Origin of the sequence: Leclercia adecarboxylata (assembly GCF_006171285.1) — a bacterium.
GTDB lineage: Bacteria > Pseudomonadota > Gammaproteobacteria > Enterobacterales > Enterobacteriaceae > Enterobacter > Enterobacter barmai.
Genome location: NZ_CP040889.1, coordinates 1,197,735 through 1,219,302 on the forward strand (window position 1 = coordinate 1,197,735; position 21,568 = coordinate 1,219,302).

Sequence of the window (21,568 nt, forward strand, 5' to 3'; positions counted from 1 at the left end):
ACACATTGAAATAAAAGGCTGGAAGCCACAATGACCTCCAACCTTTCAGTACTGGTTATTCATCTTCCAGGTAAGTGTAACCGTAGAGACCGGCTTCAAACTCTTCCAGGAACTGTTTCTGCAACGTATCGTCCAGATCGGTCTTTTTCACCTGATCGCGGAACTGGGTCAGCAGCTTGTTCGGATCGAGCTGAACGTACTGGAGCATGTCCGCCACGGTGTCGCCCTCGTCAGAGAGTTCCACTTCCACGTTGCCGTCAGGGAAGACAAACACGTCAACCGCTTCGGTATCCCCGAACAGGTTGTGCATGTTGCCGAGGATCTCCTGATAGGCCCCAACCATAAAGAAGCCCAGCATTGGTGGGTTCTCCGGATCGTACTCCGGCATTGGCATGGTGGTGGCGATACCGTCACCGTCAATGTAGTGGTCGATAGCCCCGTCGGAGTCACAGGTGATATCCAGCAGCACCGCGCGGCGCTCAGGCACCTGGTTCAGCCCTTCCAGCGGCAGAACCGGGAACAGCTGATCGATACCCCAGGCATCCGGCATCGACTGGAACAGGGAGAAGTTGACGTACATCTTGTCCGCCATACGCTCCTGCAGCTCGTCGATAATCGGACGGTGCGCGCGGTTGCTCGGGTCGAGCTGTTTCTGCACTTCGTGACACATGTTCAGATACAGCTGCTCCGCCCAGGCGCGCTCCTGCAGGCTGAACGTCCCGGATGAATAGCCGATATGAATATCATGCAGATCCATCTGGCTGTCGTGCAGCCATTCGCGCAGCGAGCGGCGGGTGCCCGGCTCGTGCATCTCCTGCCAGGTTTCCCACATGCTTTGCAGAGAACGTGGGGCATCATCCGCTGGCGGCGTCGCTTCGCTGATTTCGCTACGCTCAACGCCGATGATGTTGGAGACCAGCACCGTGTGGTGTGCGGTCACCGCACGCCCGGATTCGGTAATTACCGTCGGGTGCGGCAGGCCGTGCTCTTCACAGGCATCACCAATCGCCCAGATGATGTTGTTCGCGTATTCGTTCAGGCCATAGTTTACGGAGCAGTCGGACTGCGAGCGCGTACCTTCATAGTCCACGCCCAGACCGCCGCCCACGTCGAAGCACTGAATGTTCACGCCCAGCTTGTGCAGCTCAACGTAGAAACGGGCCGACTCACGTACGCCGGTGGCGATGTCGCGAATGTTGGCCATCTGCGAGCCGAGGTGGAAGTGCAGGAGCTGAATGCTGTCCAGACGACCACGTTCGCGCAGGATTTCCACCAGCTGCAGAACCTGGTTCGCCGCCAGGCCGAATTTGGATTTTTCGCCGCCGGAGGACTGCCACTTACCGGAGCCCTGGGACGCCAGACGCGCACGTACGCCGAGGCGCGGCACAACGTTCAGGCGCTCGGCCTCTTCCAGCACGATGGCGATCTCAGACATCTTCTCAATGACCAGATAGACCTTGTGGCCCATCTTCTCACCGATCAGTGCCAGGCGAATGTATTCACGGTCTTTATAGCCGTTACAGACGATCACCGAGCGGGTCATTCCGGCATGTGCCAGTACCGCCATCAGCTCCGCTTTAGAACCGGCTTCCAGTCCCAGCGGTTCGCCAGAATGAATTAAGGATTCGATTACTCGACGATGCTGGTTAACCTTGATCGGATAGACCAGGAAGTAGTCGCCGTTGTAGCCGTAGGATTCACGCGCGCGCTTAAAGGCGGCGTTAATGGAACGCAGACGGTGTTGCAGGATCTGCGGGAAGCAGAACAGAGCAGGCAGACGCTGCCCCTGCGCTTCACGTGCTTTCACCAGTTTGGCGAGATCGACGCGCGCTTCCGGTACGTCAGGATCCGGGCAAACGCTGATGTGGCCCAGTTCGTTGACGTCGTAGTAGTTATTGCCCCACCAGGCAATATTGTAAGTGCGCAGCATCTTGCTGGCTTCCTGGGAGCTCATCGCAACCTCCTGCATAGAACGTAGTACACCCTGTTCGCCCGCTGACGAAGGCGAAACAAAAGACATGTCGTCAGGCATAGCGAACCTCAACTCTTACTATTCAGTGTAAAACAGTTGACTACTATCGCAGCGTCAATCTGCGATAACAACCCATTATCCGACCCGCTTTTCAGCACAGAATGCTGAAAGCCGGGGCGTGCGACCGGTTTCTTATTCATATCATTGTAAAACACGTATCCGAACTCTGTATGACAAGGTCCGGCGAAACCACGAGAAAACTCTTGTATTTACAAGAGCGCCCTTGTTCAGTCTTCACAAAGCGTAGTGCCAGCCCTTGAATCCTGAGAAGCGCCGAGATGGGTATAACATCGGCAGGTTTGCAGATTAGAAATGCGAATGGCGGGGAACATGTTCCGGCCTGAAAGGCAGAACTGAATTAGCGGAAAACGACGGTTCATTATCTCGTATCACCTCCACGCAAGCCTGATTAAACCCGCGACAAGTTAAAGCTAAAAGTTCACTGCTTTACCCGGCTGGAAGTGGCGACACGAAGAAACGTCGTGTGCTTTTTTGTATGAGCCGCGCGCCGCGTTTTATACCGACAAGACGGGGAAAATGCAAAATATAAATGCGCGCATTGCCAGCACCGTCAGCAAAAATTTCCAGCCGGGTTTTCAAGGGCGTAGGCACGCATTCAAAAAAAGCTGGAAATCGGGCGAAGAAGTGACCTAAAATAGCCATCCAGATGTTAATCCATCCATACTGATTAACACTCAGACTGCCAGTGTCATCGTCTGCAAGTCCTGGTGGAAAATACTGCCACGGCTACCCCACACGACAGTTTGAGCTAAACAAATTCTCCTTAGGTAAATTAAAACATGGCAAAACACCTGTTTACGTCCGAGTCCGTATCAGAAGGACATCCTGATAAAATTGCTGACCAAATTTCCGATGCGGTGCTGGATGCGATCCTCGAGCAGGATCCTAAGGCGCGCGTAGCCTGTGAAACCTATGTCAAAACCGGCATGGTCATGGTTGGCGGTGAAATCACCACCAGTGCATGGGTTGATATCGAAGAGATCACCCGTAACACCGTGCGTGAAATCGGCTATGTGCATTCTGATATGGGCTTTGATGCCAACTCTTGCGCCGTCCTGAGCGCGATTGGCAAACAGTCCCCGGACATCAACCAGGGCGTTGACCGTGCCGATCCGCTGGAACAGGGCGCGGGCGACCAGGGCCTGATGTTTGGCTACGCGACCAACGAAACCGACGTGCTGATGCCAGCGCCAATCACCTATGCTCACCGTCTGGTGCAGCGTCAGGCTGAAGTGCGTAAAAACGGCACCCTGCCGTGGCTGCGTCCGGATGCGAAAAGCCAGGTCACCTTCCAGTACGACGACGGCAAAATTGTCGGCATCGACGCGGTAGTTCTCTCTACTCAGCACGCTGAAGATATCGACCAGAAATCCCTGCAGGAAGCAGTGATGGAAGAGATCATCAAGCCGGTTCTGCCAACCGAGTGGCTGAACGCTTCTACCAAATACTTCATCAACCCAACGGGCCGCTTTGTTATCGGTGGACCAATGGGCGACTGCGGTCTGACCGGTCGTAAGATCATCGTTGATACCTACGGCGGCATGGCGCGTCACGGTGGCGGCGCATTCTCCGGTAAGGATCCGTCTAAGGTTGACCGTTCTGCAGCCTACGCGGCACGTTATGTTGCGAAAAACATCGTTGCGGCTGGCCTGGCTGACCGCTGTGAAATCCAGGTTTCCTACGCCATCGGCGTGGCAGAACCCACCTCTATCATGGTTGAAACCTTCGGTACCGAAAAAGTGGCAACCGAGCAGCTGACCCTGCTGGTACGCGAGTTCTTCGACCTGCGTCCATACGGCCTGATTCAGATGCTGGATCTGCTGCACCCGATCTACAAAGAAACCGCTGCTTACGGTCACTTTGGTCGCGAACATTTCCCATGGGAAAAAACCGACAAAGCCGCTCAGCTGCGTGAAGCTGCCGGTCTGAAATAATCGACTGACAAAGCTTTAATGAGGCCAGCCGCGTGCTGGCCTTTTTGTTTTTCTGCCCCATTACCCCTGTCTGAAAACGCTCTCACCGCGAGAAAAGCGCAGCCCTTTCGGAATACTCTCTTTGTTTGTCTCGCCCCTCTCACATACTTTTACAGTATCCCATTCAAATCTTTACATTCAAAAAACATAAAACTAACCGGAGGGCTTGATGCCTGATAATAAAAAAAAGGGGCGGACGTCCAATAAGACGATGACATTCTTCGTCTGCTTCCTCGCAGCACTGGCAGGATTACTGTTTGGTCTGGATATCGGCGTAATTGCCGGTGCCCTGCCGTTCATTACCGATGAATTCCAGATCAGTTCCCACACCCAGGAGTGGGTGGTGAGCTCAATGATGTTCGGGGCGGCGGTCGGGGCGGTCGGCAGCGGCTGGCTCTCCTTCAAGCTCGGGCGTAAAAAGAGCCTGATGATTGGCGCGATCCTGTTTGTCGCCGGCTCGCTCTTTTCCGCCGCGGCACCTAACGTGGAAGTGCTGATTGCCTCCCGCGTGCTGCTGGGCCTGGCGGTGGGTGTGGCCTCTTATACCGCGCCGCTGTACCTGTCGGAGATTGCGCCGGAGAAAATCCGCGGCAGCATGATCTCCATGTACCAGCTGATGATCACTATCGGTATTCTCGGGGCCTATCTTTCTGACACCGCCTTCAGCTACAGCGGCGCATGGCGCTGGATGCTGGGGGTGATCATTATCCCGGCGGTGCTGCTGCTGATTGGCGTCTTCTTCCTGCCTGACAGCCCGCGCTGGTTTGCCGCCAAACGCCGCTTTAACGATGCGGAAAGGGTGCTGCTGCGCCTGCGCGACACCAGCGCCGAAGCGAAGCGTGAGCTGGAAGAGATCCGCGAAAGCCTGCAGGTAAAACAGAGCGGCTGGGCGCTGTTTAAAGAGAACAGCAACTTCCGTCGGGCGGTGTTCCTTGGCGTATTGCTGCAGATCATGCAGCAGTTCACCGGGATGAACGTCATCATGTATTACGCGCCGAAAATCTTTGAACTGGCGGGTTACAGCAACACCACCCAGCAGATGTGGGGCACCGTGATTGTCGGCCTGACCAACGTGCTGGCAACCTTTATCGCCATCGGTCTGGTGGATCGCTGGGGCCGTAAACCGACCCTGACGCTGGGCTTCCTGGTGATGGCCGTCGGCATGGGCGTGCTGGGCACCATGCTGCATGTGGGTATCGAGTCCCCTGAACTGCAGTACGTGGCCGTGGGGATGCTGCTGATGTTTATCGTTGGTTTTGCGATGAGCGCAGGCCCGCTGATCTGGGTGCTCTGCTCTGAGATCCAGCCGCTGAAAGGCCGCGACTTCGGTATTACCTGCTCCACCGCCACTAACTGGATCGCCAACATGATTGTCGGCGCAACCTTCCTGACCATGCTCGATACGCTGGGTAACGCCAACACCTTCTGGGTGTACGGCGGTCTGAACCTGCTGTTTATCGTCCTGACCCTGTGGCTGGTTCCTGAAACTAAACACGTTTCGCTGGAACATATCGAACGCAACCTGATGAAAGGTCGTCCCCTGCGCGAAATTGGCGCTCACGACTGATCCTTCCGGCTTCCTCCCTCGCGGAGGAAGCCCCTTGCACCGCCCCACCGCACGTTTTATGCTCTGCCCCTATGAAAACACCCCGTCTCCCCATTGCGCTTCAGCAAGCCGCCATGCGCAGCCTGCGCGACAAACTGGCCCAGGCCAACCTGAAGCTCGGCCGGAACTACCCTGAACCTAAGCTGGTCTGGCAGCAGCGCGGCACCGCAGCAGGCACCGCCTGGCTGGATGCGTATGAGATCCGCCTCAACCCCGTTTTAATGCTGGAAAACCAGCAGGCCTTTATCGACGAAGTGGTACCGCACGAGCTGGCGCATCTGCTGGTGTGGAAGCACTTTGGCCGCGTGGCGCCGCACGGCAAAGAGTGGAAATGGATGATGGAAGCGGTGCTGGGCGTGCCTGCTCGTCGGACCCACCAGTTCGAGCTTGATTCCGTTCGCCGCAATACGTTCCCCTACCGCTGCCAGTGTCAGCAGCACCAGCTCACGGTGCGTCGTCATAACCGTGTCGTGCGCGGCGAAGCCACCTACCGCTGCGTGAAATGCGGTGAACCGCTTATTGCCGGGTAAGCGGCAGAACTATCAGGAACATTCCTGATCTGCCTGATTGCATATAAGAACAACTTTCGTTACGTTGCGGGCTCGTTTTGACACGGAGTTGACGATGTCCCGTAATTTCTCTCTCGCGGTCGCGTTTCTGACGACGGCGTTCTCAGGCCATGCGCTGGCCGAAGGTATCAACAGTTTTTCTCAGGCAAAAGCCGCAGGCGTGAAGGTCAATGCTGACGTCGCGGGTGATTTTTACTGTGGCTGCAAAATTAACTGGCAGGGCAAAAAAGGGGTCGTGGACCTGGCGTCCTGCGGCTACAAAGTGCGTAAAAATGAAAACCGCGCCAGCCGCATTGAATGGGAACATGTGGTTCCGGCCTGGCAGTTCGGCCACCAGCGCCAGTGCTGGCAGGATGGCGGACGCAAAAACTGCGCCAAAGACCCGGTTTATCGCCAGATTGAGAGCGACATGCATAACCTGCAGCCCGCCGTGGGCGAGGTGAATGGCGATCGCGGCAACTTTATGTACAGCCAGTGGAACGGCGGCGAAGGCCAGTACGGCCAGTGTGCGATGAAGGTCGATTTCAAAGAGAAGCTTGCCGAGCCCCCGGCCCGCGCGCGCGGCAGCATCGCCCGTACCTACTTCTATATGCGCGATCGCTATAACCTCAACCTCTCCCGCCAGCAAACCCAGCTCTTCAACGCCTGGGATAAACTCTATCCAGTGACCGCCTGGGAGTGCGAGCGCGACGAGCGCATTGCCAAAGTGCAGGGGAATCACAACCCTTACGTCCAGCGCGCTTGCCAGGCGCAAAAGAGCTAACCTACACTAGCGGCAACTGTTTCTTTAAGTGTATACCCCTCACCCTGACCCTCTCCCCATAGGGGAGAAGGGACAGAATGTGCCGGGTATTCAGCTCTTGACGGATTTATTAATTATGCGCGTTCCCCGTATTTATCACCCTGAACCGATCGCCGCAGGCAGCGAGATTGCCCTGTCTGAAGAGGCCGCCAACCACGTGGGCCGCGTGCTGCGCATGGGTACAGGCCAGGCCATTCAGCTATTTGATGGTTCAAACCAGGTTTTTGACGCGAATATCATCCGCGCCGATAAGAAAAGCGTGCACGTCAGCATCGTGCGTGGCGAAATCGACGATCGTGAATCACCGCTGCATATCCATTTAGGCCAGGTGATGTCGCGCGGCGAAAAAATGGAATTCACTATCCAGAAATCGATCGAACTGGGTGTAAGCCTCATTACGCCACTTTTTTCTGAGCGCTGCGGCGTTAAACTGGATGCTGAACGTCTGAATAAGAAGCTCCAGCAGTGGCAAAAAATCGCCATTGCCGCCTGTGAGCAGTGTGGCCGCAACCGCGTCCCGGAGATCCGCCCGGCGATGGATCTTGAAGCCTGGTGTGCCGAAGAGGAGCAGGGTCTGAAGCTCAACCTTCACCCCCGCGCCAGCGCCAGCATCAACACCCTGCCGCTGCCGGTTGAGCGCGTGCGCTTGTTGATTGGCCCGGAAGGCGGCCTGTCGGCGGATGAGATCGCCATGACCGCACGCTACCAGTTTACTGATATTCTGTTGGGACCCCGCGTTCTGCGTACTGAGACCACCGCGCTAACCGCCATCACTGCCCTGCAGGTGCGTTTTGGCGATTTAGGTTGAAGCATTAACGGAGAAGACAATGATCAAGCTCGGCATCGTGATGGATCCCATCACAAGCATCAATATCAAGAAAGATTCCAGCTTCGCTATGCTGCTGGAAGCGCAACGTCGCGGCTACCAGCTCCACTATATGGAGATGAGCGACCTGTATCTGATTAACGGCGAAGCGCGGGCCCGCACCCGCATCGTCAACGTCGAGCAGAATTACGATAAATGGTATGAGTTCGGTTCCGAGCAGGATCTGCCCCTGGCCGAACTCGACGTCATCCTGATGCGTAAAGATCCGCCGTTCGACACCGAATACATCTACTGCACCTATATTCTTGAGCGCGCAGAAGAGAAAGGCACGCTGATCGTCAACAAACCGCAGAGTCTGCGCGACTGTAACGAGAAGCTCTACACCGCCTGGTTCTCCGACCTGACGCCAGAGACGCTGGTAACGCGCAGCAAAGCCCAGTTGAAAGCCTTCTGGCAGAAACACGGCGATATCATCCTGAAGCCGCTGGACGGCATGGGCGGCGCCTCTATCTTCCGCGTCAAAGAGGGTGACCCGAACCTGGGCGTTATTGCCGAAACCCTGACCGAGCATGGCACCCGCTACTGCATGGCGCAGAACTATATTCCGGCGATTGTCGACGGCGACAAGCGCGTGCTGGTGGTGGACGGCGAGCCGGTGCCTTACTGCCTGGCGCGTATTCCGCAGGGCGGCGAAACCCGTGGTAACCTGGCGGCCGGTGGCCGTGGCGAACCGCGTCCGCTGACCGAAAGCGACTGGGAAATTGCCCGCCGCGTGGGTCCGCTGTTAAAAGCCAAGGGGCTGATCTTTGTGGGTCTCGACATCATTGGCGACCGCCTGACGGAAGTGAACGTCACCAGCCCGACCTGCATTCGTGAAATCGAAGCTGAGTTCCCGGTATCCATTACCGGCATGCTGATGGATGCCATCGAAAAACGGCTGAAGCAGTAATAGCTCCCATATTTATACACACAGCCATTCATGTTGCATCAAGACGGCAAGCCTGAGGATCCCCAGGAGCATAGACAACTATGTGACTGGGGTCCGAAGGCGCAGCCAACGCAGAGGCAGCGTGAAGGGCGAAGTGTATAGTGACAGTATCGGGTTTTGTCCGCATACTGGGTGCTGTCGCTTTTTAAACCAGGAAACAGAACCTCTGACAATGAATTTACAGCATCACTTTCTTATTGCCATGCCTGCTCTCCAGGACCCGATTTTCCGCCGTTCCGTCGTTTATATCTGCGAGTACAGCGAAGAAGGCGCGATGGGGATTATCATCAATAAACCGCTGGAAAATCTTTCTGTTGAAGGCATTCTGGAAAAATTGAAAATTTCCCAGGACGAACGTGTGCCTGAAATTCGTCTCGACAAACCGGTAATGCTCGGTGGCCCGCTGGCAGAAGATCGCGGCTTTATCCTGCATACGCCGCCAGGTTTTTCCTCCAGCATCCGTATCTCTGACAATACCGTTGTGACCACCTCCCGTGACGTGCTGGAGACGCTGGGCACAGAAAAGCAGCCTGCCGATGTGCTGGTGGCGCTCGGTTACTCCTCATGGGAAAAAGGTCAGCTTGAGCAGGAGATCCTGGATAATGCCTGGCTCACCGCCCCGGCAGATTTGAACATTCTGTTTAAAACCCCGATCGCCGATCGCTGGCGTGATGCGGCTAAGCTGATTGGCATTGATATCCAGACCATGCCTGGCGTAGCGGGGCATGCCTGATGAGCGGCACGCTTCTCGCCTTTGATTTCGGCACCAAAAGTATCGGCGTGGCAATCGGCCAGCGCATTACCGGCACCGCTCGCCCATTGACGGCGCTGAAAGCGCAAAACGGCACCCCGGACTGGAACCTGATTGAACGACTGCTGAAAGAGTGGCAGCCGGATGTCGTGATTGTCGGCTTACCGCTGAATATGGATGGCACCGAACAGCCATTAACTGCCCGGGCGCGCAATTTTGCCAATAAAATTCATGGCCGTTTTGGGGTGGCGATCAAGCTGCACGACGAACGGTTAAGCACGGTAGAAGCCCGCGCCGGTCTGTTTGAGCATGGCGGTTTCCGCGCACTTAACAAAGGCAGCGTCGATTCCGCCTCCGCCGTGGTTATCCTTGAGAGTTTCTTCGAGCAGGGTTACTGATCCCCCCTTCCCTTTGCCCGGTTCCCCGGGCAAATCACGTTTATTCCGCCAGCAGCGTGGCGTTGAGCGCGGTCAGTTCAGTAAGACGCGTCCGGACGCTCGCATCGTCAATATTCCACATACCGGCAAACGCCAGCGCGGCATGATGCGCGCCCACGGGTAGCGCCATCGACACTTCACCGTCGTCGTGATGCCAGATCACATGCCCCTGCTCGCGCTGCTGCGCCACATGCGGGGCCAGGTTTTGCCACTGCTCGGGCGTAAAGCGAGGGATTAGCGCTTCATCCGTTTCGCTCGCCAGCAGCGACATGCCAATCACCGATTGCCAGGCAGGCAGCATGTGGAAACCGGCCAGCGCCTGGCTGGTCTGGCTGCCGGGAACGGAGTGCCAGATATAGATAACCTGGTCTTCCCACAAAACCCCCAGCGCCACCACGATGTCGCGCGGCGCATGGCGCTCCAGCCGGGGCAGCGCCCGGGAGAAGAGCTCAGAGCCACGGATGGACTGCGCCGCCAGGGCATGAATGCCGGGGCCGGGAAGATAGCGACGATGATCGTCCTGCATGGTCAGGCCAATGGAGGCCATCGTCATCAGCAAACGGTTAACACGGGTGGTGTTAATCCCCATCAGTCGTGCGAGTTCACGGCAGCCGATGGCGCGGCCGCTGGAAACCAGATACTGCAGACAGCGAATGCCGTCGATAAGACTTTGGTTCGGTTGTGATGACATAGCCGCTTCAATCAGTGCAATCAGAAAGTCGATTTTAGCGCCCGTACCGAAGGAAACAAGGCCGCGAAGCCATTCTCTGCTGCCGCTAATGCATCACAGCCGCCCCTGTGCCCGGCGCTCGGCAAGGCTCTGATCGAAATTCTGCATGCCTGCCTGCTGCCCGGTCTGGATCACGCCGGGCAGTTGCCAGGTTCTACCTTCGCGGATCAAATTCGCGGCGGCAGGGGTATTCACCAGCAGCTCAAACAGTGCGACGCGACCCTGCTGGTTATCCCTTTCGAGCTTTTGCGCCAGCACGGCGCGCAGGCTGCCCGCCAGCTGTTTACGTACCGGCTCTTTTTCCTGTGCGGGGAAGGCATCCACTAGCCTCTCTACCGCCTGAGCCGCTCCCCGGGTGTGCAGGGTCGCCAGCACCAGATGCCCCGTCTCGGCGGCGGTGAGCGCAAGGCGGATCGTCTCGCTGTCACGCAGTTCGCCCAGCAGGATCACATCCGGATCTTCACGCAGGGCCGCCCGTAACCCATCGGCAAACGACGGACAGTGCAGGCCAATCTCCCGCTGCTGCACCAGGCAGCGCTTGCTCTGATGGATAAACTCCACCGGATCTTCCAGAGTCAGAATATGCCCGTCGCTGTGGTGATTGAGAAAATCGACCATGGCCGCAAGGGTGGTGGATTTGCCGCTGCCGGTGGCCCCGGTCACCAGAATCAGGCCGTTATCGTTGGTCAGCAGCTCGGGTATCGCCCGCGGCGTGCCCAGGGTTCGCAGCTGTGGACACTGCTCTGCAAGCAGCCGCAGCGCCAGCGAACAGCCTTGCGTATGGGCAAAGGCGCTGGCCCGCAGCCGGTGGTGCTCCAGCGCGACGGCAAAATCCACCTGTCCCTGGGCGCACCAGGCTCCCTGCTGCTCATCGCTGAGCCAGCTTTTTAGCAGCATGGCGACATCCGGTCCCGGAAAAGGGGCGAATTCCATTTTCCCGCGCCGCCGCCAGCGTGGTGGCGCGTTACTGCACAGGTGTAGATCCGACACGTTATGCTTTACACTAAGGGCCACAATTTCTTCCATATCCATTTAATGATCCCCGGAAAATGAACGACATTGCGCATAACCTGGCACAGGTCAGGGACAAAATCTCAGCCGCAGCAACGCGTTGCGGCCGTGCTTCAGAAGAAGTTACGTTGCTTGCAGTCAGTAAAACCAAACCTGCGAGCGCCATCGCAGAAGCGATTGACGCAGGCCAGCGCATGTTCGGTGAAAATTACGTGCAGGAAGGGGTGGAAAAGATTCGCCACTTCCGGGAAGCAGGCGCCGCGGATCTGCAGTGGCACTTTATTGGGCCCCTGCAGTCGAACAAAAGCCGGCTGGTGGCGGAGCATTTCGACTGGTGTCATACCGTCGATCGACTGCGCATCGCCACCCGTCTGAGCGAACAGCGCCCGGCAGAAATGCCACCGCTTAACGTGCTGATTCAAATCAATATTAGCGATGAGAACAGCAAATCCGGTATTGCGCTGGAAGCGCTTGATCAGCTGGCGGAACAGGTGGCAGCCATGCCTGGCCTTACGCTTCGCGGGTTAATGGCGATCCCGGCCCCGGAGTCAGATTACGACAGGCAGTTTGCCGTAGCCCGGCAAATGGCTGTAGCATTTGAGGCGCTTAAAACACGCTTCCCAACGGTCGACACGCTTTCACTGGGCATGACGGACGATATGGCTGCCGCGATTGCAGCTGGCAGCACCATGGTGCGCATCGGGACAGCTATTTTCGGCGCGCGCGATTACACCCAATAATAAGGAAACCTGAGGAACGCCATGAAGACGTTGACCTTCCTGCTCTCAACGGTCATTGAACTGTATACGATGGTGCTTTTGTTACGCGTCTGGATGCAGTGGGCCCGTTGTGATTTTTATAACCCCTTCTCGCAGTTTGTCGTGAAAGTCACCCAACCGATTGTCGGGCCGCTGCGCCGGGTGATCCCGCCGATGGGGCCTATTGACAGCGCCTCTCTGCTGATTGCGCTGATCCTGTGCGTGGTAAAAGCGATCGTGCTGTTTATGGTCATCACCTTCCAGCCGATCATCTGGATCGCAGCGGTGTTGATCCTGATAAAAACCATCGGCCTGCTGATTTTCTGGGTGCTGCTGCTGATGGCGATCATGAGTTGGGTAAGCCAGGGCCGTAGCCCGGTGGAATACTCCCTGATTCAGCTCGCCGACCCGCTGCTGCGCCCGATTCGTAATCTGCTGCCAGCCATGGGCGGGATCGACTTCTCCCCGATGATCCTCGTGCTGCTGCTGTACGTCATCAATATGGGTATCGCTGAACTGCTGCAGTCCACAGGCAACGTGCTGCTGCCGGGGCTGTGGATGGCGTTATGAGTGCGGTCAGCACTTGCGCCGACGGGCTGGTTTTACGGCTGTATATTCAGCCGAAAGCCAGCCGTGATTCGATTATCGGGCTGCATGGCGACGAAGTAAAAGTCGCCATCACCGCGCCCCCAGTGGACGGCCAGGCGAATGCCCACCTGGTGAAGTATCTGGCTAAGCAGTTTCGCGTCGCGAAAGGCCATGTGCTGATCGAGAAGGGTGAACTGGGACGCCACAAGCAGGTCAAAATTCTTAATCCGCAACATATCCCGACGGAAGTCGCGGCACTGATACAACAGGATTAACACATGCAAAAAGTTGTTCTCGCTACCGGTAACGCCGGTAAAGTGCGCGAGCTGGCCTCGCTGTTAAATGATTTTGGTCTGGACGTGGTTGCCCAGACCGAGCTGGGCGTGGACTCTGCCGAAGAGACCGGCCTGACGTTTATCGAAAACGCCATTCTGAAGGCGCGCCATGCTGCGCAGGTCACCGGCCTACCGGCCATTGCCGACGACTCCGGTCTGGCGGTGGACGTGCTTGGCGGTGCGCCTGGAATTTACTCCGCCCGCTATTCCGGCGTCGATGCCAGCGACCAGCAGAACCTTGAAAAGCTGCTGGACGCGCTTAAGGACGTACCGGACGAACAGCGCAAGGCACAGTTCCACTGCGTGCTGGTCTATATGCGCCATGCCGAAGACCCAACGCCGATTGTCTGCCACGGCAGCTGGCCGGGTGTCATCGCCCGCGAGGCGGCTGGCAACGGCGGCTTTGGCTATGACCCGATCTTCTTTGTCCCGACCGAGGGCAAAACCGCTGCGGAACTGACCCGCGAAGAAAAAAGCGCGATCTCCCACCGTGGACGCGCCCTGAAACTGTTACTGGAAGCATTACGTAATGGCTAATTTGCCACCCCTGAGTCTTTATATTCACATCCCGTGGTGCGTGCAGAAATGCCCGTACTGCGATTTCAACTCGCATGCGCTGAAAGGCGAAGTGCCTCATGACGATTACGTTCAGCATCTGCTTGCCGATCTGGACGCTGACGTCGCTTACGCGCAGGGACGTGAAGTTAAGACCATTTTTATCGGTGGCGGTACGCCGAGCCTGCTCTCAGGCCCGGCGATGCAGACGCTGCTGGATGGCGTGCGTGCGCGCCTCAGTCTGGCAGCGGATGCAGAAATTACCATGGAGGCCAATCCGGGGACGGTTGAGGCCGACCGTTTTGTGGAGTATCAGCGCGCCGGGGTGAACCGTATCTCCATTGGCGTGCAGAGCTTCAGCGAGCCAAAGTTAAAGCGTCTGTGCCGAATTCATGGCCCGGATGAGGCGAAGCGCGCCGCCCATCTCGCGACCGGGCTGGGGCTACGCAGCTTCAACCTCGACCTGATGCACGGCCTGCCGGATCAGTCTCTGGCAGAGGCGCTGGACGATCTGCGCCAGGCCATTGAGCTGAATCCGCCGCACCTCTCGTGGTATCAACTGACCATTGAGCCGAACACGCTGTTCGGGTCGCGTCCCCCGGTACTGCCTGATGATGACGCGCTGTGGGATATTTTCGAGCAGGGCCACAGGCTTCTGACCGCCGCCGGGTATCAGCAGTACGAAACTTCGGCCTATGCCAAGCCGGGCTACCAGTGTCAGCACAACCTGAACTACTGGCGTTTTGGCGACTACCTGGGCATTGGATGTGGCGCACACGGCAAAGTGACATTCCCGGACGGGCGTATTCTGCGCACGGCCAAAACCCGCCATCCGCGCGGCTATATGGAAGGACGCTATCTTGAGCGCAGCCATGATGTCGAAGCCGCAGATAAGCCGTTCGAGTTCTTTATGAACCGCTTCCGCCTGCTGGAAGCCGCACCGCGCGCGGAGTTTACGCTGTATACCGGGTTAGCGGAATCGGTGATTCGCCCGCAGATTGACGAGGCGCTGGCGCAGGGGTATCTAACCGAGTGCGCAGATTTCTGGCAGATCACCGAGCATGGCAAACTGTTCTTAAACTCCCTTCTCGAGCTTTTCCTCGCCGAAGAATCCTGAAGCCTGATTCAGGATTTTGCATCCCGTTCTGCTGGCTGAGGGAAAAGCTGGCAGAGTGTGGGGATGGAAAAATCAAAACAGCTACGAATAAACATGACGCCAGAAGAGGTGCGCCTTTGGTATCTACTTCGGGGACGGCATTTCTATGGCTTCAAGTTTCGCCGCCAGATGCCGGTGGGTTCTTACATCGTTGATTTTGCGTGCTTTAAGGCCCGATTAATTGTTGAACTGGATGGTGGACAGCATCAGGATGATGAAAAGTACGATCTACGCAGAACGGCTTATCTGAATTCGCGTGGCTGGCGTGTGATTCGGTTCTGGAATAACGAATTCAGGGCGAACGAAGAGGGCGTATTGATGGTTATTCTGCAACATCTGCAATTCCTGATTCCCTCACCCTAACCCTCTCCCACAGGGAGAGGGAACTCGTACTCCCTCTCCCATGGGGAGAGGGCCGGGGTGAGGGGCCCAGAGCGCACCAACCTACTTCAGCGATCCCACCAGCCCCTTGCGGCTCTCTTCCAGCGAAACCACCCGTTTACACACGTCTTTACCGAATTTCTGGAAATCAGCTTCCTGGTTTTTCCATTCGTTCTGAATAGAGGTTTGTAGACCGCCCAGGCTACCCAGCACGCCCTGCAGCGGGTTGCCGCCGCCCTTCAGCACCGCTTTGGCGCCCATCTCGTTAATGCTGTCCTGCAAAATGCCGCCCATCGCCTGGTTTACCAGCTGCTGCCCGTCGGCGCGCACCTGATCGATCGCCTTGTAGTGGAACGTCAGGCCATCGGTACGATGCTCAATAATGCGGTTCATCTGCTCTTTTAACTGCGCGTCCAGTTTGGTCAGGCGCGAGCGCATGTTGCTGCTCTCCCCTACCTCTTTAGCGATGATCTTATCCAGCGCCACACGGCCTTTTTCCACGCGGGTCTGCGCGCCTTCGTCTATCCAAGGCAGCGCGCTGCGCAGATCGGCCTGGTAATCTTTCGCCTGTTCACGTTGGGCGGCGCTGAGCTGGTACTGCTTGCCGTTGAACATCACGTTGCCATCAGGGGTGATCACCAGGTTGCCGTTCTCACCTTTTACCTGCACGGTTTGCGGACTGAGGATCACATCGTCGCGCGGCGTGACTTCGCATTTGTACTCTGCGTGAGCAGTCAGGGCCGTGGTCATTAAAGCCGCAGCGAGCAGCGTTTTGCGCATCATATCTTCTCCCTCATACAAAATGGGCCAGCAATTGCTGGCCCCTGATGCTCTATTAGTCCCACCAAATGTCGAAAAGTTCGCTGATGCGCACCTCTTCGAATTTGTGGTCTTCCAGCCACTTACGCACGATGGCCTGGTGTTCTTCGGTGCACTGGCCGATCTCCTGTTTGCAGATCAACCCTTCCCACGCCAGGTAGCCGCTGCCGTCAAACGCCAGCTTGTTCGGCTCGATCACTTCATTGATGAACGCATCCACGTCTTCATCAATTTTTTCTACGCTGGTGCCTTCCGGGAAACGCCATGCAACCGAAAAACCAATTTCCTGAAACTCGTCGATGTGCATTTTCTTACGCAGACGACGGCTACGGTTCTTTGCCATTATTTCACCCTCTCGAACATTAAGTCCCATACGCCGTGGCCAAGACGATGGCCACGCTGTTCAAATTTGGTTACCGGACGTGATTCAGGACGCGGCACATAGTCGTTGCTCTGCGACTGGTTTTTATACCCGTCGAGACCTGACATCACTTCCAGCATATGTTCCGCATACTGTTCCCAGTCGGTCGCCATGTGGAAAACACCACCCAGCTTCAGCTTGCTTTTGACCAGTTCGGCAAACGGTGCCTGAACGATACGGCGTTTATTATGACGCGCTTTGTGCCATGGGTCAGGGAAAAAGAGCTGAACCATGTTCAGAGAATTGTCAGGGATCATCTTGTGCAGCACTTCTACCGCGTCGTGACACATGACGCGCAGGTTCTCGACGCCCTCTTCATGGGCCGTCGCCAGGCAAGCGCCTACGCCCGGTGAGTGTACCTCAATGCCGAGGAAGTTCTGCTCCGGGCGCGCTTTGGCCATCGTGACCAGCGAAGCGCCCATACCGAAACCGATCTCCAGCGTAATCGGTGCATCGCGGCCAAAGAGTTCAACAAAGTCGAGCGGCTGTTCGGTGAACTCAACGCCCATCACCGGCCAGTAGTTATCCAGCGCGTGCTGCTGCCCTTTTGTCAGGCGCCCCTGACGGCGGACAAAGCTGCGAATACGGCGCAGCGGGCGGCCGTTTTCATCGAATTCCGGTGATATGACGTCGTTTTTCATAAAAGAGTAGTCTGCTTGTGAGAATGTTCGGGAAACGGGCATTATCCAAAGTTAATGACCGGATGCAAGCATGGGAAAGATCCGGTTTACAGTCGCATGCCGCTGTGCTGCAATCTGCGTCCCTGATACCGCAAAGCGAAGACCATGCAAGCCTCTCAATTTTCAGCCCAGGTGCTGGACTGGTACGACAAATACGGGCGTAAAACCCTGCCCTGGCAAACTGAAAAAACACCGTACAAAGTATGGCTCTCAGAGGTGATGTTGCAACAAACGCAGGTCGCGACGGTTATCCCTTATTTTGAGCGCTTTATGGCGCGTTTCCCGACGGTCACCGCTCTGGCCAACGCCCCGCTGGACGAAGTGCTGCATCTTTGGACCGGGCTCGGCTATTACGCCCGCGCCCGCAATCTGCACAAAGCCGCCCAGCAGGTGGTGTCGCTGCACGGAGGCATCTTCCCCGAAACCTTCGATGAAGTGGCCGCCCTGCCGGGCGTCGGGCGTTCCACCGCCGGGGCGATCCTCTCCCTTTCGCTGGGCAAACATTTCCCTATTCTCGACGGCAACGTGAAACGCGTGCTGGCGCGCTGCTACGCAGTCAGCGGCTGGCCGGGCAAAAAAGAGGTGGAAAAACGCCTGTGGGAAATCAGTGAAGCGGTGACGCCCGCCAGAGGGGTTGAACGTTTTAACCAGGCGATGATGGATTTAGGGGCGATGGTCTGCACCCGCTCGAAACCTAAATGCGAACTTTGCCCGCTCAATCATCTGTGCGTGGCCTATGCTAACCAGTCGTGGGCGCAGTATCCCGGTAAAAAACCGAAGCAGACCCTGCCAGAGCGTACCGGCTATTTTCTGCTGATGCAGCACGAGGAGACCGTGTACCTCGCCCAGCGTCCTCCAAGCGGATTATGGGGCGGACTGTTCTGCTTCCCGCAGTTTGAGGATGAGGCCGGACTTCGCGACTGGCTGGCGCAGCGCGGCATTAGCGCCGATACTCTTGTGCAGCTCACCGCGTTTCGCCACACCTTCAGCCATTTCCATCTGGATATTGTGCCGATGTGGCTTCCCGTGTCCTCATTCACGGCGTGCATGGATGAAGGCAGCGCTCTCTGGTATAACTTAGCGCAACCGCCATCAGTGGGTCTGGCGGCTCCCGTAGAGCGCCTGTTACAGCAATTACGTGTCGGAGCAACGGTTTAGCTCCGGGCGACAAAGAGGAATCAGTATGGCCAGAACAATTTTTTGCACCTTCCTGCAACGTGAAGCAGAAGGTCAGGACTTCCAGCTTTATCCGGGCGATCTGGGTAAGCGCATCTATAACGAGATCTCAAAAGAAGCGTGGGCGCAGTGGCAGCACAAGCAAACCATGCTGATTAACGAGCGCAAGCTCAATATGATGAACGTTGAACACCGTAAACAGCTCGAAGAAGAGATGGTCAATTTCCTGTTTGAAGGGAAAGAGGTGCACATCGAAGGTTATACGCCGCCAGAAAAATAATACCCAGCGTCTGATGCCGGGTGGCGCTACGCTTGCCCGGCGAAAACAGCCCCGGAACAAACACAACACGCACTCCCGGAATGATGAAAAAATTTTTAGCGCTTGCTCTTGTTGCACCGTTACTTGTTTCGTGTTCCTCCAGTAATAAAGGCGATAGCTATAACGAAGCCTGGGTAAAGGACACCAACGGTTTTGACATTTTGATGGGGCAGTTCGCCCATAACATCGAAAACATATGGGGTTTTAACGAAGTTCTGATCGCCGGTCCAAAGGACTACGTTAAGTACACCGACGGCTACCAGACCCGCAGCCACATCAACTTTGACAAAGGGACTATCACCGTCGAGACCATCGCCGGAACCGATCCTGCCGGACGACTGCGTCAGGCGATCGTTAAAACCCTGCTGATGGGTGACGATCCGGGCTCTATCGATCTCTACTCCGACACCGACGATATCACTATCTCCAGAGAGCCGTTCCTCTATGGTCAGGTGGTGGATCAGACCGGCCAGTCCATCCGCTGGGAAGGCCGCGCCAACAACTTTGCCAACTATCTGCTGCAGACGCGCCTGAAAAGCCGCAGCAACGGCCTGCGCGTGATCTACAGCGTGACCATTAACCTGGTGCCGAACCACCTCGATAAGCGTGCGCATAAATATGTCGGGATGGTACGCCAGGCCTCGCGTAAATACGGTGTGGATGAGTCGCTGATCCTGGCGATTATGCAGACGGAGTCGTCGTTTAACCCTTACGCGGTAAGCCGTTCCGACGCCCTGGGCCTGATGCAGGTTGTGCAGCACAGCGCCGGCAAAGACGTGTTCCGCTCGCAGGGGCGTTCCGGCACCCCGAGCCGCAGCTATCTGTTCGATCCCGCAAGCAACATCGATACCGGCACCGCCTATCTGGCGATGCTGAATAACGTTTACCTGGGCGGCATTGATAACCCGACCTCGCGTCGCTACGCGGTGATCACCGCCTATAACGGTGGCGCAGGCAGCGTGCTGCGCGTCTTCTCCAACGATAAAATCAAGGCGGCGAGCATCATCAACAGCATGTCGCCGGGGGATGTTTATCAGACCCTCACCACCCGTCACCCTTCCGCAGAATCCCGCCGCTACCTCTATAAGGTCAATACGGCTCAGAAGAGCTATCGTAGAAAGTAGTGTGACTTTTTTTACCCTCTCCGTTGTGGAGAGGGTAATCCTTCATTCCTGACCGCCCGCTTTATCCATACGAAATTGTTATTTGCATCACAATCCAAACTGCAAATTAATGTGGATTGCATTTTTTTGCGGGAGGTAACAAAACATAACGCCACTCGCTGATAGAATTGCATCAAATCCAAAACCCAAATGTTTCTACACCAACATACAGCCCGCTCTCTTGTGAGGAAAGTAACATGAACCTTAAGCTGCAGCTTAAAATCTTGTCGTTTCTGCAGTTCTGTCTGTGGGGGAGCTGGCTGACCACGCTCGGCTCCTACATGTTTGTCACGCTCAAATTCGACGGTGCCTCTATCGGCGCTGTCTATAGCTCTTTGGGCATTGCCGCTGTCCTGATGCCGACGCTGCTCGGGATCGTGGCGGACAAATGGATAAGCGCGAAGTGGGTCTATGCGCTTTGTCATCTGGTGGGGGCGGGTACGCTGTTTATGGCGGCCGAAGTCACCACGCCAGGGGCGATGTTTATGGTGATCCTGCTTAACTCGCTGGCTTATATGCCAACGCTGGGGCTTATCAACACCATCTCCTACTACCGTCTGAAAAACGCCGGTATGGATATCGTGACCGACTTCCCACCGATCCGTATCTGGGGCACCATCGGCTTTATCATGGCGATGTGGGGCGTGAGCTTCGCAGGCTTCGAACTGAGCCATATGCAGCTCTACATCGGTGCTGCGCTGTCTCTGGTGCTGACGCTGTTCACCCTGACGCTGCCGCACATTCCGGTCTCTAACCAGCAGAAAAACCAGAGCTGGAGCTCCATGCTCGGCCTGGACGCGTTCGCGCTGTTCAAAAACAAACGCATGGCGATCTTCTTCATCTTCTCCATGCTGCTGGGTGCGGAGCTGCAGATCACCAACATGTTCGGCAACACCTTCCTGCACAGCTTCGATAACGACCCGATGTTCTCCGGGAGCTTTATCGTTGAACATGCCTCGGTGATGATGTCGATCTCCCAGATCTCCGAAACGCTGTTCATCCTGACCATCCCGTTCTTCCTGAGCCGCTACGGCATCAAGAACGTGATGATGATCAGTATCTTCGCGTGGATGCTGCGCTTTGGTCTGTTCGCCTACGGTGACCCGTCAGCCTTCGGTACCGTACTGCTGGTTCTGTCGATGATTGTCTACGGCTGCGCCTTCGACTTCTTCAACATCTCCGGTTCCGTGTTCGTGGAAAAAGAGGTTCGTCCGGAAATCCGCGCCAGCGCCCAGGGCATGTTCCTGATGATGACCAACGGCTTCGGCTGTATTCTCGGCGGCGTGGTGAGCGGCAAGGTTGTGGAGATGTATACCACTAACGGTATTACTAACTGGCAGCCGGTGTGGCTGATCTTCGCAGGCTACTCACTGGTACTGGCTTTCGCGTTCATGGTGCTGTTCAAGTACAAACATGTTCGTACCCCAACAGGTGCGCAGACCGTCGCGCATTAATCGGTTAAGTCCCCCTC

General features: G+C 56.5%; 27 protein-coding genes. 18 read left to right on the plus strand and 9 right to left on the minus strand.

Annotated features, from left to right (window positions below; all coding sequences use genetic code 11):
• Positions 1–55 precede the first annotated feature (55 nt).
• From speA to FHN83_RS07445, 4 genes are all read right to left on the minus strand, one after another.
• On the minus strand, positions 56–2,032 hold the full coding sequence (speA, locus tag FHN83_RS07435) for a biosynthetic arginine decarboxylase (protein ID WP_139563587.1): 1,977 nt from the start codon (positions 2,030–2,032) through the stop codon (positions 56–58).
• Positions 2,033–2,040: 8 nt separating this feature from the next.
• A complete protein-coding gene (gene yqgB, locus FHN83_RS07440) occupies positions 2,041–2,172 on the minus strand; it encodes an acid stress response protein YqgB (protein WP_138370494.1) in 132 nt (43 codons plus the stop codon).
• An 87-nt stretch (positions 2,173–2,259) separates the two neighbouring features.
• Positions 2,260–2,412, minus strand: coding sequence for a hypothetical protein (locus tag FHN83_RS28815; protein ID WP_419146408.1), 153 nt, complete (start codon positions 2,410–2,412; stop codon positions 2,260–2,262).
• Positions 2,413–2,479: 67 nt separating this feature from the next.
• The gene (locus FHN83_RS07445; RefSeq protein WP_138370493.1) at positions 2,480–2,695 is read right to left on the minus strand and encodes a hypothetical protein; all 216 of its coding nucleotides are present in this window, start codon (positions 2,693–2,695) and stop codon (positions 2,480–2,482) included.
• Between the two features lie 137 nt (positions 2,696–2,832).
• Here FHN83_RS07445 and metK point away from each other — a divergent pair, with 137 nt between their 5' ends.
• The 8 genes from metK (at position 2,833) to ruvX (ending at position 9,966) form a co-directional block, all read left to right on the plus strand.
• The gene (gene metK, locus FHN83_RS07450; protein ID WP_032613918.1) at positions 2,833–3,987 is read left to right on the plus strand and encodes a methionine adenosyltransferase; all 1,155 of its coding nucleotides are present in this window, start codon (positions 2,833–2,835) and stop codon (positions 3,985–3,987) included.
• Between the two features lie 208 nt (positions 3,988–4,195).
• On the plus strand, positions 4,196–5,593 hold the full coding sequence (locus tag FHN83_RS07455) for a sugar porter family MFS transporter (protein ID WP_139563588.1): 1,398 nt from the start codon (positions 4,196–4,198) through the stop codon (positions 5,591–5,593).
• A gap of 71 nt (positions 5,594–5,664) precedes the next feature.
• Positions 5,665–6,162, plus strand: coding sequence for a SprT family zinc-dependent metalloprotease (locus FHN83_RS07460; protein ID WP_139563589.1), 498 nt, complete (start codon positions 5,665–5,667; stop codon positions 6,160–6,162).
• 94 nt (positions 6,163–6,256) lie between these two features.
• Positions 6,257–6,964 carry a deoxyribonuclease I gene (gene endA / locus FHN83_RS07465; protein ID WP_039029805.1) on the plus strand — a complete coding sequence of 236 codons (708 nt, stop codon included), beginning with the start codon at positions 6,257–6,259 and terminating at the stop codon, positions 6,962–6,964.
• 115 nt (positions 6,965–7,079) lie between these two features.
• The gene (gene rsmE, locus FHN83_RS07470; protein WP_138370490.1) at positions 7,080–7,811 is read left to right on the plus strand and encodes a 16S rRNA (uracil(1498)-N(3))-methyltransferase; all 732 of its coding nucleotides are present in this window, start codon (positions 7,080–7,082) and stop codon (positions 7,809–7,811) included.
• Positions 7,812–7,830: 19 nt separating this feature from the next.
• On the plus strand, positions 7,831–8,778 hold the full coding sequence (gshB, locus tag FHN83_RS07475; protein WP_039029804.1) for a glutathione synthase: 948 nt from the start codon (positions 7,831–7,833) through the stop codon (positions 8,776–8,778).
• 211 nt (positions 8,779–8,989) lie between these two features.
• Positions 8,990–9,550, plus strand: a complete 561-nt coding sequence (locus FHN83_RS07480; RefSeq protein ID WP_039029803.1) for a YqgE/AlgH family protein — start codon at positions 8,990–8,992, stop codon at positions 9,548–9,550.
• The gene (gene ruvX, locus FHN83_RS07485) at positions 9,550–9,966 is read left to right on the plus strand and encodes a Holliday junction resolvase RuvX (protein ID WP_139563590.1); all 417 of its coding nucleotides are present in this window, start codon (positions 9,550–9,552) and stop codon (positions 9,964–9,966) included. The genes FHN83_RS07480 and ruvX overlap by 1 nt, the downstream gene beginning before the upstream one ends.
• A gap of 40 nt (positions 9,967–10,006) precedes the next feature.
• On the opposite strand, the gene FHN83_RS07490 is transcribed toward ruvX, so the two are convergent.
• Positions 10,007–10,696, minus strand: a complete 690-nt coding sequence (locus tag FHN83_RS07490) for a hypothetical protein (protein ID WP_039029801.1) — start codon at positions 10,694–10,696, stop codon at positions 10,007–10,009.
• Positions 10,697–10,789: 93 nt separating this feature from the next.
• Positions 10,790–11,767: a type IV pilus twitching motility protein PilT gene (locus FHN83_RS07495; RefSeq protein ID WP_139563591.1), complete on the minus strand. Its 978-nt coding sequence runs from the start codon at positions 11,765–11,767 to the stop codon at positions 10,790–10,792.
• Positions 11,768–11,784: 17 nt separating this feature from the next.
• On the opposite strand from FHN83_RS07495, the gene FHN83_RS07500 reads away from it, so the two are divergent.
• The 6 genes from FHN83_RS07500 to FHN83_RS07525 all read left to right on the plus strand — a co-directional run bounded on the left by FHN83_RS07500 (position 11,785) and on the right by FHN83_RS07525 (position 15,501).
• Positions 11,785–12,486, plus strand: a complete 702-nt coding sequence (locus tag FHN83_RS07500) for a YggS family pyridoxal phosphate-dependent enzyme (RefSeq protein ID WP_138370486.1) — start codon at positions 11,785–11,787, stop codon at positions 12,484–12,486.
• 21 nt (positions 12,487–12,507) lie between these two features.
• On the plus strand, positions 12,508–13,074 hold the full coding sequence (locus tag FHN83_RS07505; protein WP_039029798.1) for a YggT family protein: 567 nt from the start codon (positions 12,508–12,510) through the stop codon (positions 13,072–13,074).
• Positions 13,071–13,367, plus strand: a complete 297-nt coding sequence (gene yggU / locus FHN83_RS07510) for a DUF167 family protein YggU (RefSeq protein WP_039029797.1) — start codon at positions 13,071–13,073, stop codon at positions 13,365–13,367. Before FHN83_RS07505 ends, yggU begins: the two co-directional genes overlap by 4 nt.
• A 3-nt stretch (positions 13,368–13,370) precedes the next feature.
• Positions 13,371–13,964 carry an XTP/dITP diphosphatase gene (locus tag FHN83_RS07515; RefSeq protein WP_139563592.1) on the plus strand — a complete coding sequence of 198 codons (594 nt, stop codon included), beginning with the start codon at positions 13,371–13,373 and terminating at the stop codon, positions 13,962–13,964.
• Positions 13,957–15,099, plus strand: a complete 1,143-nt coding sequence (hemW, locus tag FHN83_RS07520; protein WP_139563593.1) for a radical SAM family heme chaperone HemW — start codon at positions 13,957–13,959, stop codon at positions 15,097–15,099. Before FHN83_RS07515 ends, hemW begins: the two co-directional genes overlap by 8 nt.
• A 63-nt stretch (positions 15,100–15,162) precedes the next feature.
• Entirely contained in the window at positions 15,163–15,501 is a 339-nt protein-coding gene (locus FHN83_RS07525; protein ID WP_139563594.1) for an endonuclease domain-containing protein, read from the plus strand.
• Positions 15,502–15,582: 81 nt separating this feature from the next.
• On the opposite strand, the gene FHN83_RS07530 is transcribed toward FHN83_RS07525, so the two are convergent.
• The 3 genes from FHN83_RS07530 to trmB are packed head-to-tail and all read right to left on the minus strand — an operon-like array spanning position 15,583 to position 17,400.
• Positions 15,583–16,302: a DUF2884 domain-containing protein gene (locus FHN83_RS07530; RefSeq protein WP_138370482.1), complete on the minus strand. Its 720-nt coding sequence runs from the start codon at positions 16,300–16,302 to the stop codon at positions 15,583–15,585.
• Between the two features lie 52 nt (positions 16,303–16,354).
• Positions 16,355–16,681 carry a YggL family protein gene (locus tag FHN83_RS07535; RefSeq protein WP_039029792.1) on the minus strand — a complete coding sequence of 109 codons (327 nt, stop codon included), beginning with the start codon at positions 16,679–16,681 and terminating at the stop codon, positions 16,355–16,357.
• The gene (gene trmB / locus FHN83_RS07540) at positions 16,681–17,400 is read right to left on the minus strand and encodes a tRNA (guanosine(46)-N7)-methyltransferase TrmB (protein WP_039029791.1); all 720 of its coding nucleotides are present in this window, start codon (positions 17,398–17,400) and stop codon (positions 16,681–16,683) included. Before trmB ends, FHN83_RS07535 begins: the two co-directional genes overlap by 1 nt.
• Before the next feature lie 144 nt (positions 17,401–17,544).
• On the opposite strand from trmB, the gene mutY reads away from it, so the two are divergent.
• The 4 genes from mutY to FHN83_RS07560 all read left to right on the plus strand — a co-directional run bounded on the left by mutY (position 17,545) and on the right by FHN83_RS07560 (position 21,551).
• Entirely contained in the window at positions 17,545–18,597 is a 1,053-nt protein-coding gene (mutY, locus tag FHN83_RS07545; protein WP_139563595.1) for an A/G-specific adenine glycosylase, read from the plus strand.
• A 25-nt stretch (positions 18,598–18,622) separates the two neighbouring features.
• Positions 18,623–18,895 carry an oxidative damage protection protein gene (locus FHN83_RS07550; protein ID WP_039029789.1) on the plus strand — a complete coding sequence of 91 codons (273 nt, stop codon included), beginning with the start codon at positions 18,623–18,625 and terminating at the stop codon, positions 18,893–18,895.
• An 83-nt stretch (positions 18,896–18,978) separates the two neighbouring features.
• Complete coding sequence (gene mltC, locus FHN83_RS07555) at positions 18,979–20,058, plus strand: membrane-bound lytic murein transglycosylase MltC (RefSeq protein ID WP_139563596.1); 1,080 nt, start codon at positions 18,979–18,981, stop codon at positions 20,056–20,058.
• 236 nt (positions 20,059–20,294) lie between these two features.
• Positions 20,295–21,551 carry a nucleoside permease gene (locus FHN83_RS07560; protein WP_139563597.1) on the plus strand — a complete coding sequence of 419 codons (1,257 nt, stop codon included), beginning with the start codon at positions 20,295–20,297 and terminating at the stop codon, positions 21,549–21,551.
• The last annotated feature ends 17 nt before the right edge of the window (positions 21,552–21,568 follow it).